Here is a 13,354-nt window from a genome sequence, read left to right as displayed (position 1 = left end):
TTTTGTCACTCTATGATTGTCTTGCTGTATGTCCTGCAAAGCGCGAGAACGCTGTCTTCAGCGCTCTTTCGGTCAGGACGCCGGCGAGATGCTGGCGGTAGTCGGTACTCACGTGCGCGTCGGTCATCACGTCGAGCGCACGCGCGGCGTCGCTCGCAATGCGCAGCGCGCTTTCATCCATCGGGTGGCCGCGCAGGGCGGTCTCAACCTCGTGCATCCGCACGGGGCCGGGAGCGACGCCGCAGATCGTCAGCGAAACGCGGTCGAGGCGCCCTTGCGGATCGGCGGTGCAGAGCGCCGCGGCGCCGACGATGGCGTAATCGCCATGGCGCCGCGCGAACTCTTCGAATGCGTAGCCATGGCCTTCGGGCCAGATCTCGAGCGAGATGCCGGCGAGCAGGTCGCCTTCTTCAAGCGCGGGCGTCATGTACATCAGCGCCCAGTCGGACATTGGCAGCTCGCGGGACGTGACTGCGCCGTCTTCGTAGCGAGCGATCGTCAGGACACCGTCGAGTGCGGCGGTGAAGCATGGCTGTTCAGACGACGGATCCAGCTGGCACAGGCTGCCGCCGAGCGTGCCGCGATTGCGGATCTGCTTGTGGCTGACCAACTGGTACGCCTCGCGGATCAGCGGCGCGTGCTTCATGACGAGCGGCGACAGTTCGATGTCGCGCTGCCGCGCCATTGCGCCAATGTGAAGCCGGCCATTGCGCTCCTCGATGCGGGTCAGTGCCTCGACGCCGTTCAGGTCGATCAGATGACTCGTCATCAGATACCGGAAGTTCATCATTGGCATCAGCGACTGGCCGCCGGCGAGCACTCTCGCATCCTCGAGCGTGCCGAGCAACTGCGCGGCTTCATCGACGGTGGTCGGCGCGTGATACTGAAATTCACTGGGTTTCATGCGTGCTCCGATAGTGCGGTGGCTTCCTCAGTGGGGCTGCTTGCGTCCGAAGAGCCGCGCGAAGAAATTCCGGATCGACTGCCACATCGCCTTGCGCACGAGTGCGCCGGCGTCAAGAGGCGCGACGGGTGCCGCTGCGGGTGGCGGGCGACGCGCTTCGGTGGCGGGCCTGGACGCATCCGGTTCACCGGCCGTATTCGACGCGCCCGGTTCACCAGCAGTGTTTGGCGTGGCGGCCGGAGCGGCCTGGGCGTAGTGCGCCGCGTCCGCCTCGATGAGTGCGGACAGATTCTTGGCGAACTGGTTCAGCAGTTGCTGCGAGAGCGCCTCGATCATCCCGGCGCCACGACCGTACTGCGCGACCGTGCCCGACAGGTTTACGTCGGAGACGACGTCGACCTTGGTCTTGCCGCCGCCCGAGTCGGTGACGACCGCGTTGATCTGCGCATCGGCGCCGCCACGGCCTTTCGTGTCGGTGCCGCTTGCGGACACCACGACCGTGTGGTTGGCGTCGTTCTGCTCAGCAATCTTGAATTTGCCTGCGAACTTCAGCGTGAGCGGTCCGAGCTTGACGGTGAAGCCGCCCTTGTAACTGCCGTCAGGCTGCTGTTCCTTGAGTTCCGCGCCCGGAAAACACGGTGCGGACCGTTCGATGTCGATCATGGTCTTCCAGACGTCCGAGGGCGGTGCTTCGACGGTGAAAGACGAACGGATTGTGATTGCCATACTGCCTCCTAGGAGCGATCGGCCCGTGCAAGCGCCGCTCCACTTATTTAGTCACTACTAAGCCGCGCGGCGCGTGAAACTGTCCCATGCGCGAGCGGGCTCGCGTTTCATTTCATCGAGCGACGGTCGACAGAAAATCGTCGAATACCGTTGCGAAGACTTCGCGCATGTCGAACGCTCCAAAGTGCGCCGCGCCCGGAACCACGACGAAACGACTATTGGGCAGCGCGTCGGCGATCTTCTGCGATACCGCTGGCGGAATACTCGCATCGGCATCGCCCGCGACGACGAGCGTCGGTGCCGGCACGCCTGACAGTTCGCCGAGATTGTCGAGCAGCGAGATCGCTTGCCAGTTCGCGCTCCAGCTGTACCAGTCGTCCGCGGCGAGCCGCGTGCGACACTTCTGGAGAAGGTCGGGGCGCGGCGTGTCTGCGGCGAACCAGCGCGTGATCGTGTCGTCGATTATTTCGGACATCGAACCTTGCCGGCTCATGTCGCCGCGCTCGAGAATGCGTGGGCGCACTTCGTTGGGAAATCCGCCCGCCGTTCCGCAGAGAATCAGCGCGCCAACAAGCTCGGGGAACTGGATCGCAACACGTTGCGCAATCATGCCGCCCATCGACACGCCTATCAGGGTGGCGCCGGTAAGGCGTTCCTGGCGCAGCACGGCGGCAACGTCAGTCGCATGATCGGCCAGCGTGATGGGGGCGGTGACGAGGCTGGAGTGCCCGTGGCCGCGGATATCGATCGTGACGACGTCAAACGATGCGGCCCAGTGCTCGACGTATTCGTCCCACCAGCTTCGGTCGACGCCGATCGGGTGAAGCAGGACCAGCGGCCGGCCCGTCCCGCGACGGGAGTAGGCGATGCGGCCGGCCGGGACTTCGCAGAAAGTTGATTGAGACATGACCTATACGAGTAATGCGCGCAGGTGGGTTACAGATGCTATGCGCGATCGGCCACCGGGTCGGCAACCACCGCGCGAAACGCCTGCAACCCACTGGACTACCAAGGCATGCGCGCCTGGGATGACATGACGAATCGCGGCACGCCTTTCACGAACCGCAAGCCGCCATCAGGCGGGAGCGGCAGCTTTTGCCTTCAGATCGAGCACAACCGCCTTCGCGCGACGCAGCCCTTCGGCCGCGACGGGAATGCCTGCATACACGCCGGCCTGCAGCACCACCTCGGCAATTTCCTCCTCCGTCACACCATTGTTTATCGCGCCGCGGGTGTGCACTTCGAACTCGTGCCAGCGGCCGAGCGACGCCAGCATCGCGAGGTTCAGCATGCTGCGCGTTGAGCGCGTGAGGCCCGCGCGATTCCACACGTTGCCCCAGCAAACGTCTTCCGTGTATTCAAGGAATACGGTGTCGAATAGATGGGGGGTGACGTTGCTCTGCGTGTGACTCGAGCCCAGCACTTCCTTGCGGATCTTTGCGCCGATGGCGCGACGTTCGGATAGCGTGATGTCTTCCATAAGTATCCTTCGGGTTTGTCCAACTGTTGTAGGATTGTATAATGAGAGGCAGTATCGGAGCTTCATCTCAGAATGTCAATATGATTGTATTACGAAGTTGGCTTGGCTCCGATTAATTCAAATGGCAAAAGGGATGGAATGAACACCAACAGATTGGTAGTGCGATCGGTGGCAACGCTGCGCCAGCAGGTGATCGACGGATTGCGCGCATGTATTAGCGACTTGACCTTCAAGCCGGGCGACCGGTTGATCGAGCGCGAGCTGTGCGAAATGCTTGGCGTGAGCCGCACGCTCATTCGTGAGGCGCTGAGTCAACTGGTAGCCGAGGGGCTTGTGCAGATCATTCCGCATAAAGGTCCGATCGTCTCCGTGATGACGGCAGATGAGGCGAGAGGTCTCTATGAAGTGCGCGCGGTACTCGAGGCGCTGGCGGGCCGCCAGTTCACTGAGCGCGCGACGGACGGACAGCGTGTTGCGCTGAAGGAGGCGTTTAACGCGCTCGCGTTGATACGGGACATGCAAGGCCAGGAGGGCATCATGCTCTTCCTGAAACAGAAGGCGCGTTTCTATGACGTGATGCTCGAGGGCGCCGGCAATCCAGTACTTATGGAGATGCTACGTCTCGTGCATACGCGAGTGATGATGCTGCGCGCGACGACGCTCTCGCAGGAAGGGCGCCTTCCGCAAAGCTATGACGAAATCGCGACGATCGTCGACGCCGTCATGCGGCACGATGCCGACGCGGCTGCGGCCGCGTGCAAGCGCCATGTTGAGCAAGCTGAAAGGCTTGCGGTCCAGGTGCTTGCCGCCGTCGCCGACTAAGTCAACGAAACAAGTCCACGAAACGCCGCCTCTGCCGACTTCTTTGGTCCCCGATACGTTGGGCAGAGGGTGGAATTGTCGCCTCGCGGACCGGTCCGCTGAACGGCACTCACCCCCAAGCGCTCTTTACCTCCAGATTCGACGTCACCGATTCCCAGCGTGTTTTTTGGCCCAGGTCTAGCCTGATTGGCGGCCACGTAAATCTTCCGTTTCTTCCGTTCAGCGCCTTACGACGCCGCTGAACGTCGCGCTGGCCGGATCGAGAGCACCAGACAGTAATACAATCATCTGTATTGCAATCTAATTGCATTACGATATACTGCGCCAAATGATTAGATCGGGCGATACGACCCGTATCAAGCGAATCGCTCGCCTTGGTGGCGGAAGATCAGGAGACGGAAGCAATGGGTACAACGCAAGGCGCCAACACGGCGTCAGTGGAGTCGGCCGAGCCACAAGGGTTCAAGTTGTCGCGCTATCAGTGGCTGGCGCTGATTTCGGCGTTCCTCGGCTGGATGTTCGACTCGATGGACCTGAATCTCTTCACGCTCGTGCTCGTGCCAAGCGTCGGGCAACTGTTGCACAGTACCGACGCGACCGAAATCAGCAAGATTGGCAGCTACATCATCTCGGGCAAGTTGCTTACGTGGGGCATCGGTGGCGTCCTGTTCGGCGTAGCCGCCGACCGGTTCGGCCGCTCGCGCATCATGGGCTGGACCATCCTCATCTACGCGGCCTTCACGCTGCTGAGCGCATTCTCGAAAACCTGGTCCCAGCTTGCTATCGCGCAGGCGATGGCCGGTTTTGGCATCGGCGGTGAATGGGCGGCAGGGGCCGCGCTCGTTGCCGAATCGTGGCCCGGCCGGCAACGCGCCCGCGCCATGCAGATCATGCAAATGGCGTTCGCGTTTGGCTTTCTCGTGGCGGCGCTCGACAACCTGCTGCTCGGCCGCTTCGGTTGGCGCATCGTACTCGGCGTGGGCGCCGCGCCCGCGCTTGTCACGATTCTTGTGCGCCGCTTCGTGCCTGAACCCCAACGCTGGGTGCAAGTGCGCGAGAGCGTCATAGCCGAATCGGCGTGGCAAACTTTCACCGCCATCTTCGCACCGGGGCTGCGCCGCAAGACGATCATCGGCGTAATCGTCTCGTCGGCTGCCATGCTTGGCTGCTGGGGTGGTCTCACGTTCCTGCCGAGCTGGATTCATCAGCTGTCGGTTGCTGCCGCCGATCATGGCGACATCAGCAAGACGGTCAGCTACGCGTTCATTCTCATGATGATCGGCGCGACGCTCGGCTACCTTACGCTGATCTGGATGCTCGACGCACTCGGCCGCCGGATGTCGTACTTCATCTTTTCGGCAGGGTCGCTCGTGGTCTCGCTAGTGCTGTTCATGACGGTGCATGACATCGGTCGGGTACTGTGGCTGATGCCGGTGTACGGTTACTTCGTCATTGGCGCGTTCGGCACGTTTGCCGCCTATTTGCCCGAGCTCTTTCCGACCCGCGTGCGTGCGACAGGGCAGGGCTTCTGCTGGAACATGGCCCGTGCGCTGACAAGTATTGGTCCGATCGCCGGAAATGCGGTGGTCGCGAAGTTTGGTTCGTTTCCGGCGGCATCGGCGGCAGTATCGCTGCTCTTTATCGTTGGCATGGTGTCGATCTGGTTCGGTCCGGAGACAAAGGGCGTTCCGCTCGACAACTGAGGATTACTGAAGACAACCGGGCGGCCGAGTAGTCCGTCTCGGGGATGCCGGTGTTTCCTCCGTGCGAAGGCGCTTGAAGGGAAAGAGAGCGACAGGCCCCAGTTCGCGTCGCCAGGCAGGATTTGTTTTTTTGGTCTACTGGAACACACCTTGAGTACAGACATGCCGAAGCCCGACGCTTCAATCCGAGAGGCCAGCGCAGAATATCCGTCCGCGCGCGTCTTCGACGTCGGAATCAACGAGCGGTTGCCACTCCCGCAACTGGGCGTGCTCGCGCTGCAGAACGTTTTCGGAATGACGGGTATGTTTGTGTTCCCGGGACTTCTCGGCCGCGCATTTCAGTTAACCGATCCGCAGATCGCGTACCTGTACGGGATGACCTTCATGACGTGCGGGATTATCACGATCCTGCAATCGGTGCTCCTGTTGCGTCTGCCGGTCGCGCAGGGTCCCTACGCAGGCAGCTTCGGTGCGCTCCTGACAGTCGGTCATTTGCAGTCGGGCGGCCTCGGTACGGCATTCGGGTCGTTCTTCGTCGCTTCGCTGATCTGGTGCCTGCTCACGGTGCCGATCCGCGGACGCAGCGTGGCGGGCATGTTCGCGCGGCATCTGCGCGTGCCTCTCATCTCCGGGATGATTGTGATGTTGATCGTGGTGCAGATCGCCAGCGTCGCGTTGCCGACCTGGATCGGCAACCCTAAACAGCCTGGATTTCCGGTCGTGAACCTGCTTTCCGGCGCGGTAGCAGTGGCCGGTATCGTTTTCGCGATGCTCTGGGGCGGCCGCCGGTTGCGTCGCGTCGCGATCCTGCTTGGCCTCGCGCTCGGCACGCTGGTCTACACACTGTTCCAGCCGGTTTCGTTCGCGGCGGTAGCTGCCGCGCCGCTCATTGTCGAGCCGCGCATCTTTCCGTTCGGCTTCGGCGTGCGCCCCGATCTTGTTGCGGTGTTCCTGCTCGTGCTGATTCCGGCGGGCATGGGCTCGATGGCCCTCTACCAGACTGTCGCCGAATGGGGCAATGAGACGCTGAGTCCGGGACGCATGTCCGAAGGGCTCTTCGGCGTCGCGCTCGGCTCGGTTGTCGCGGCAGTGTGGGGCGGCTTCAGCACGATCGCGTATCCGGACAACATCGGCATTCTGCGCGCGACGCGCGTCGGTTCGCGCTTCGTGACGCTCGCTGCAGGCATCCTCCTGATCGTACTCGGGGGCTGCGTGAAGTTCGACATGCTGCTCGTCGTCGTGCCGATTCCAGTAATTTCGGCCGCCGCGACGCTGCTGTTCGGCATCGTCTTCATGCATGGCGTGCACATTCTCGCGCAGGTTGAGTGGGACGATCGCCGGCTGATTGCGTCGGGCCTTGCGTTTGTCGTTGGTCTGGGCGGTCTCTTCATCTCACCCGATGTCATCCATGCGATGCCGCTGATGCTCCAGCTTGTGCTTCAGCAACCGGTGATCTCGGGCGGGCTCACGCTCGTCATATTGCACTCGCTGCTTTGCTCGAAGCAGCAGCCGTCGAGCACGTCGTCTGCCACGCGTTCGCGCGCGCAGGACCAAGTGTAGGCAGCGCCGTAAACATGTCCGGGCGGGCGGCCCATCCGGACCCTTCGACGCGCTGTTATTTCTGAAGATCGTGCGCCGACATCGCGAAAAAAGAGAAGCACAGATTTTATATTTTGTAGTACGTAACAATAAATAGAGCTAGCCTTCGGAGCGCAGTCGACACAGGCCAACGTGTGCGAAGGCGCGCCGCTTCGCAGCCGTGAATCCAGGGTTTGGAGAGGCAGGAGACATAGATGAAAATAAAGATGGGGATCAAAGCGCTCATTCTCGGCGCAGTGCTGTTCGCTGAGGCAGCCCATGCGCAATCGAGCGTGCAGCTCTACGGGCTTCTCGATGCATTCGTCGGCTACAAGAAGCCGATGAACGGTCAGTCGAGCGTGATCGCCGGCAATGGCGGCATGACGGCACCGTACTTTGGTCTGCGCGGGTCGGAGGACATCGGCGGCGGCACGAAGGTCATCTTCGACCTCGAAGGCTATTTCAACGTCCAGAACGGCTCGATGGGCCGCACCGGTTTCCCGCATGACGGCCTGTTCTCGCGTAACGCGTACGTTGGTGCGAGCGGCCAATACGGTACGGCGACTGCCGGTCTGATTCCGCCGCTGCTGTGGTTTTCGACAATTACGTTCAACCCATTCTGGAATTCATTCGTGTTTTCGCCGATCGTGCTGCACAGCTACGTCGGCGTGAATGGGCAGGGCGTATTCGGCAATGCGGGCGAGTGGTGGAACTCCGTGTACTACGCGTCGCCGTCGTTTAACGGCCTCGTCGGGCGCGCAATGTACTCGTTCGGCAACGACCCAGGCCATCTCGGCCAGAACAAGTGGAGCGGCCAGGTCTCGTACAACAACGGTGGTTTCGCGACGTCGGTTGTGTATCAGCAGATCAAGTACAGCCTGAACGCCGGCGACCTCGGCACCGTGCTACCGGGACTGACGACGCAGTCGGTGGCGAACCTCGGCGTGTCGTACGACCTGAACTACGTGAAGCTGTATGGCCAATACCAGCACGTCTGGGATTCGATCTCGAATGGCGACGTCGGCATCGATACCGGCCAGGTCGGCTTCGCGATTCCAGTGGGCATCGGCAGGATCCTTGGGTCGGACGCGTATTCGAAGAGTACCGGCCATAGCTCGGTTTATCGCAACACATGGTCGCTCTCGTATGACTATCCGCTTTCGACGCGCACCGATATCTATGCGGCGGTGCTGTCCGATCGCGCGAGCAGGATGTCGAGTGGCACCACGATCGGCGGCGGGCTGCGCACGCAGTTCTGATCGACTGCCAGCGCCGACGACGCGCGAGACCTGCTGATTCAGATCCACGGGGGAGAGAGGCGGGCGCGCGAATTCAGACAACGGGATGGCCAGTCGTCGCACGCAGTTCGAAGTCGAGCTTCTTGCAATCCACGGTTAACGACACGGGAAGTGCAGCGCACCGCACACACCCCGCCCAACGAATTTTAATGATGTGAATGGAGGCGATATGTTTGAGATTGGAGCAAGCGGCGCGCGCAGGATCGGTCTGAGGGGCTCGCTGGCCGTAATGACCCTATTGGGGCTTTCAGGCGGCGCCGCTCACGCGCAAAGCAGCGTTACGTTGTATGGCTCGCTGGACGGTGGCCTGCGCAATGTGGTGGGCGGCACAAAGGCAGGCGGCGCGGCGCTGACGATGGCATCGAACGGCGTCTACAAGTCGAATCGCTGGGGGTTTCTCGGCATCGAGGACCTGGGCGGTGGGTACTATGTCCGCTTCAATCTCGAAGCGGGCTACATTCTCTCGACCGGCGCCAACAGCAGCACGACCAACCAGGAGTTTCAGCGGACGTCGACGGTCGGGTTGGGTGGCCCGTTCGGCCAGGTCAACATAGGCCATCAGTTCACGCTGCAGCATCGGCTGATCAAGGACTTCGAGCCGTTCGACCTGCACTATCTGGGCATTACCGAAGCGGCGGCGATTTCGGGCGGCACCAGCGGCCGCGACGACAACGCTATCCACTACCACGGCGACTTCGGTCCGTGGACGGCTCGCGCGGTCTATGCACCGGGCGGCGTGGCAGGCAGTCTCGCTAGCGGCACCATGCTCGCAGGCGGCGTGAACTACCACACCAAGATGTTCAAGTTCGGTGCAGGCTATACGCATCGCTCGAACCCGTTTTCTGCCACATCGAGCGCGTTTTTTGCCAACGATCAATACACGGCGGGCGGTGCCGTGACGATCGGTCCGGTTGAACTGATGAGCGGCTATTCGCTCGCAACACAATCCGTTCCGTCCACGGTGCACGGCAAGACGCGCAATCAATACCTGTGGGGCGGTTTTCGCTATCAGGCATTACCGGACTTCAACGTAACGGGCGCGTATTACGACAATAAGAACGCGACGAGCGGCGTGGACGGTAGAAAGGACGTCGCCATTCTGGGCATCAGCTATGCGCTGTCGAAAAGCACCGAACTTTACGCCGATATCGACTACACGCATTTCACGGGTGGCTACGTGACCAATGCAACGCTGAACCCGTCCGGGCATGACAAACAGACAGGCGTCTCGTTCGGTATGAACCACTTCTTCTAAGGCTCGCTAACCACAAGCTGGAAGTGAGGAGGGCACGCGTCGAGTATCCGCGAGCGCAAGTAACATGTGCTCGAAGGCTGCACCGATCTTCCCGGTGGGGCGCCGAACGCCCCCGCTCACCGTTGGGCGCAGCAAGCGGGAGGCGTAGGAAGAAGCGGTTGCGTTTGCTGTTCGCGTCACTGAAGAGGACGACTATTTATTGCCGACCACGCGATTGCGATTGCCAACGATTAGAACAGCGTCGTCGAATGACGGCAAACTGGCCGAACGACGCCGTAGGTATCAGTTGTGCTTGAACACGCGCGATAGACCGACGACCACCGCCGGGTTCCGAACACCGCGGCGCATGGAGCAGGAAGGTAAGAGGCGGCGGTCGGGCCGAGCCCGTAGATTACATCGGCGGCACAACGCCGTTTTTCTCGACGAGAATTCGTTGCGCGTCAAACGCGCCGCCCGCTGCCGCTGCTGCCGTTACGATAACCTTCTTTCCCGCGGTAAGGTCGGAGCGATCTGCTGGGATAAATGCCACCACGGGTACATTGGCTGGCACGGTCACCGTATTGCTGCCGCCTTTGTACGAAAGCTGCAGCACGTTGCCGCTCGTCGACTTCACGACGGAATCGACATTCGCGTTCGTCATCGTGCTGTTCGGCCCAAGGTCGAACGCACGGTGTCCTTCACCGGTGCCGCGTGCGGATTCGTCGAACACGTGTACTTCGGTGGCTGTCATCTTCCCGTCCACGCCGGTCGTGGCCGCGGTGCCAATGAAGGAGCCGGGTTTGATGTCAGAGAGCTTGATCGTCTTAACTGCACCGATCGTGAGATTCGAGGGGAGCGTGACCGAGACCGTGTCGCCGCTGTTGCGATGGACGACCAGCGTGTCGCCTTTCAGCGAGACAATGTCACCCCGGATACGGGTGACCTTGGCCGCCGGAGCCTGGGCCAGCGCTGCGGTGCTTGCGAATGCAATTGCGACGATGGTGCTGCCGATTGTCGTACGGTAGGACATTGGTTTCCCTTGTTTGCGTTCTGTATGAGCGGGTTAAACTGCGTCACGCGCGAGGTTACCCGTTCAAACTTTCAATTTCACACCATTCGATCCCCAGGTGCCGATCGATACCAACGGCCGTCATATCGCCAGCGGCATGACAGCGGTTATGCCGATTTCCGGATTATGCCGCGTCCCCGGAATCGACGACGCACAGTCGGGCGGCGCAAAGCCTTCCGCCAGTAACGCACCCTGATGGGCAAAGCGGGCCGCATCGCGTGTCCTAAGCTTGCCGAGATTCTCGATCTTCCAGCGGATTGCCGGTAGGTCGCGTAGGTGGTCGTACGGCATCAGTGACCAGTCTGGCTCGAGTCTCACGAGTGAGGCGAGAAATTCGCGGTGCTCCGCGGTCAACGCTCGTGGAGGGTCATGGTGAAGTCGGGACTGAACGGCCTCCAGTGCGGCCAGATCAACCTGATCAACGGTCATGCCGACAAAGCCGGCCTCGTATTCGTTCTCAAGCTCACTATGTAATTTGACATAACATAAATTATCAACGATTTTGATGTAGGCCCCAAGTAGTAATGTCGTACTTGGGGGTGCGGCGGAATTCTTGGACTTGCTTATGCTTCGCTACCGAGACGTTCTCGGTATTCTGTCGGACTGAGTGAGAGTGCATTTAGGTAATTCGTTTTTGAAAATCAAGGTAATGTGTTTAGGAACATCGGAAGCATGGCTTGTACGCTGTTTCCAGGGGATTTACATGGTGAAATCGGCAAGGCAAATGTGCTACGCAATTCCTAAGCGATTTACGAGACGGGGTTCGTTGCCCGAACCACTGATCAGCGTTGTCATCGAACTCGATCAGGTCGCCCAGACGAGACCTTCGTGCAGGTGACTGGCGGACCTTGGGTGGGCGCTGCCGGCTCAGCAGCGAGGGCCGGCGCTCGAAGTCAAGTCTGGGCGTCCACGCCGATCAGATTACGAGTGTCAAGGTTTGGATGGCTCCCATTCGACCGCTTTGGCCTGCCTTTGGGCAATCTCGACCTCAAGCGCGCGAGCCGGGTCCTGGAGTGTACTTTCCATCAGAAAGACATCCAGCTCTCGGTATTGCTGCGCGATTTCGTCGGTCGAATAGACACTGGTGGTCGCCACGTCCTTGTGGCCGAGGAAATTGCGCGCCGTGGCTAATGCCATTCCGTTGGCTATGCTGTGCAAGCCGAACGTGTGACGCAACCAGTGCGTGGACACTGTGGCAAAGGTCGCGCGCAGTTCGGGCCTCTCGAACGCTGCCGCGCTGGCCGCATTCGCAAAGAAGCGCTTGATTGCCTCGTAAAGCTTGTCCGGCGTGATCGGCTTTTCCTTTCCGGCTTGTGTGAGAGCTCCCTCGCCTGGCGTCTCCCCTGTGCCGACGATCGCCTTTTCAACTGCCTTGCGCAGCGCCTTGTCGCGGTTGTCCTCTAGCGCCGGAATCAGCGGCGTGTCAGGCGGGCACCTCGCTGGATCGCGCTTCAGTCCCCTGCGCTCGAGATAATCTCCGAGCATATTGAGCAGGTAAGGCGAAAGCGGAATCTGCCGCATCGCGTCGCCCTTGCCTAGCACGTTCAACATGGTGATCTTGCCCAGTTCTGCGCCCGCGAACTTCTGGGTGACGTCGCCCGTGCATGCGCCTGCGAGTTCCGCCCGCCGAAGACCGGTGCCGTATGCAAACCGCACGATAAATCGCATGCGATGGGTTGCAGGTCTGTTGTCAGGCAGTATGTCTAGGCACCGTTGTACGAATTGCCATTCATCTTGGCTTAGGCTGCGCTCGATCTGCACACGATGGGTACGCATCTGGAACGCGCCGGCGCCTTGAGCTTTCTCCACCTCCGCCTCCAGCGTCGCCAGTCGCACCACCGCAAGCGGGTTGAACTCAAGATACCCCGCATTCGTCAAGGACCTAAAAAGATTCTTCAGGGTTATCAAGGCGACTTCTCGACTCCTATACCCCAGCGGCCCCCGGAAAGGCCGCCAGCGCGGATCATCACGCTTGAATGGGCGCTCCATCACCCACATCCCGCGCGGCTGCGGATCGTTCAAAAACACGTTGACGTATTCATGACAATCCACAACGGTCAGGCTCGACAGTGCCGTGTCTTTCTGAACCGGCGCTTTCTGGCCAACCCGCAACCCGCCCAGCGTTGGGTCATGACCGGTCGCAAAGTGGCTCGCGCGGATCCGCACTGGCGGCCGTTCGCGGGACCGCTCTCCCCCGCGAGCGAGCGTCAGGCAATTGTGATTCTGAATACGCTCTTTGCCTGGCTGGTCAACGCGGGCTACCAGGCCGGCAATCCGCTGTCCCTGTCGCGTCAACGCGCGTCCAAGGCGAAGCCTCGTGTGACGCGCTTCCTCGAGGACGATCTTTGGCAGGCCACAAAAACCTCCATTGATGCAATGCCCCGTGGCACCGCGCGCGAACAGGAACACTACGCGCGCGTACGCTGGCTGATTTCGCTTTTGTATTTGATGGGTCTGCGCATTTCAGAAGTCGTGAGTAATCCGATGGGCGGCTTTTTTAGACGGCGCGATCGCGAAGGCCAAGACCGATGGTGGCTGAC

12 protein-coding genes and 1 pseudogene are annotated in these 13,354 nt (G+C 60.9%); 6 read left to right on the top strand and 7 right to left on the bottom strand.

What is annotated here, in order from left to right; genetic code table 11:
• Positions 1 to 10: 10 nt before the first annotated feature.
• The 4 genes from JWR14_RS18370 to JWR14_RS18355 all read right to left on the bottom strand — a co-directional run bounded on the left by JWR14_RS18370 (position 11) and on the right by JWR14_RS18355 (position 3,110).
• Positions 11 to 904, bottom strand: a complete 894-nt coding sequence (locus JWR14_RS18370; protein WP_299709545.1) for an FAD binding domain-containing protein — start codon at positions 902 to 904, stop codon at positions 11 to 13.
• Between the two features lie 27 nt (positions 905 to 931).
• A complete protein-coding gene (locus JWR14_RS18365) occupies positions 932 to 1,630 on the bottom strand; it encodes an SRPBCC family protein (RefSeq protein WP_299709543.1) in 699 nt (232 codons plus the stop codon).
• Positions 1,631 to 1,742: 112 nt separating this feature from the next.
• Complete coding sequence (locus JWR14_RS18360) at positions 1,743 to 2,537, bottom strand: alpha/beta hydrolase (RefSeq protein WP_299709541.1); 795 nt, start codon at positions 2,535 to 2,537, stop codon at positions 1,743 to 1,745.
• Positions 2,538 to 2,705: 168 nt separating this feature from the next.
• The gene (locus JWR14_RS18355; RefSeq protein ID WP_299709539.1) at positions 2,706 to 3,110 is read right to left on the bottom strand and encodes a carboxymuconolactone decarboxylase family protein; all 405 of its coding nucleotides are present in this window, start codon (positions 3,108 to 3,110) and stop codon (positions 2,706 to 2,708) included.
• Between the two features lie 138 nt (positions 3,111 to 3,248).
• Here JWR14_RS18355 and JWR14_RS18350 point away from each other — a divergent pair, with 138 nt between their 5' ends.
• The 5 genes from JWR14_RS18350 (at position 3,249) to JWR14_RS18330 (ending at position 9,766) form a co-directional block, all read left to right on the top strand.
• On the top strand, positions 3,249 to 3,932 hold the full coding sequence (locus JWR14_RS18350; protein ID WP_299709537.1) for a GntR family transcriptional regulator: 684 nt from the start codon (positions 3,249 to 3,251) through the stop codon (positions 3,930 to 3,932).
• Between the two features lie 404 nt (positions 3,933 to 4,336).
• Positions 4,337 to 5,635, top strand: a complete 1,299-nt coding sequence (locus JWR14_RS18345) for an MFS transporter (protein WP_299709535.1) — start codon at positions 4,337 to 4,339, stop codon at positions 5,633 to 5,635.
• Between the two features lie 162 nt (positions 5,636 to 5,797).
• A complete protein-coding gene (locus JWR14_RS18340; protein ID WP_299709533.1) occupies positions 5,798 to 7,195 on the top strand; it encodes a solute carrier family 23 protein in 1,398 nt (465 codons plus the stop codon).
• 233 nt (positions 7,196 to 7,428) lie between these two features.
• On the top strand, positions 7,429 to 8,472 hold the full coding sequence (locus JWR14_RS18335; RefSeq protein ID WP_299709531.1) for a porin: 1,044 nt from the start codon (positions 7,429 to 7,431) through the stop codon (positions 8,470 to 8,472).
• A gap of 208 nt (positions 8,473 to 8,680) precedes the next feature.
• A complete protein-coding gene (locus JWR14_RS18330; RefSeq protein ID WP_299709529.1) occupies positions 8,681 to 9,766 on the top strand; it encodes a porin in 1,086 nt (361 codons plus the stop codon).
• A gap of 391 nt (positions 9,767 to 10,157) precedes the next feature.
• On the opposite strand, the gene JWR14_RS18325 is transcribed toward JWR14_RS18330, so the two are convergent.
• From JWR14_RS18325 to JWR14_RS18315, 3 genes are all read right to left on the bottom strand, one after another.
• Positions 10,158 to 10,775: a hypothetical protein gene (locus JWR14_RS18325; protein ID WP_299709527.1), complete on the bottom strand. Its 618-nt coding sequence runs from the start codon at positions 10,773 to 10,775 to the stop codon at positions 10,158 to 10,160.
• A 120-nt stretch (positions 10,776 to 10,895) separates the two neighbouring features.
• Positions 10,896 to 11,243 carry a hypothetical protein gene (locus tag JWR14_RS18320; RefSeq protein ID WP_299709525.1) on the bottom strand — a complete coding sequence of 116 codons (348 nt, stop codon included), beginning with the start codon at positions 11,241 to 11,243 and terminating at the stop codon, positions 10,896 to 10,898.
• A 501-nt stretch (positions 11,244 to 11,744) separates the two neighbouring features.
• The gene (locus JWR14_RS18315) at positions 11,745 to 12,842 is read right to left on the bottom strand and encodes a site-specific integrase (protein WP_299709523.1); all 1,098 of its coding nucleotides are present in this window, start codon (positions 12,840 to 12,842) and stop codon (positions 11,745 to 11,747) included.
• Positions 12,843 to 12,854: 12 nt separating this feature from the next.
• Here JWR14_RS18315 and JWR14_RS18310 point away from each other — a divergent pair.
• Positions 12,855 to 13,354 (top strand): annotated as a pseudogene (locus JWR14_RS18310) (integrase); the annotation flags it as partial.

This window comes from Caballeronia sp., from assembly GCF_028292365.1.
In the GTDB taxonomy this organism is placed as follows: Bacteria; Pseudomonadota; Gammaproteobacteria; order Burkholderiales; family Burkholderiaceae; genus Caballeronia.
Note: the sequence above shows the minus strand (reverse complement) of the source record. Positions and strands in the feature narration are given on the sequence as shown.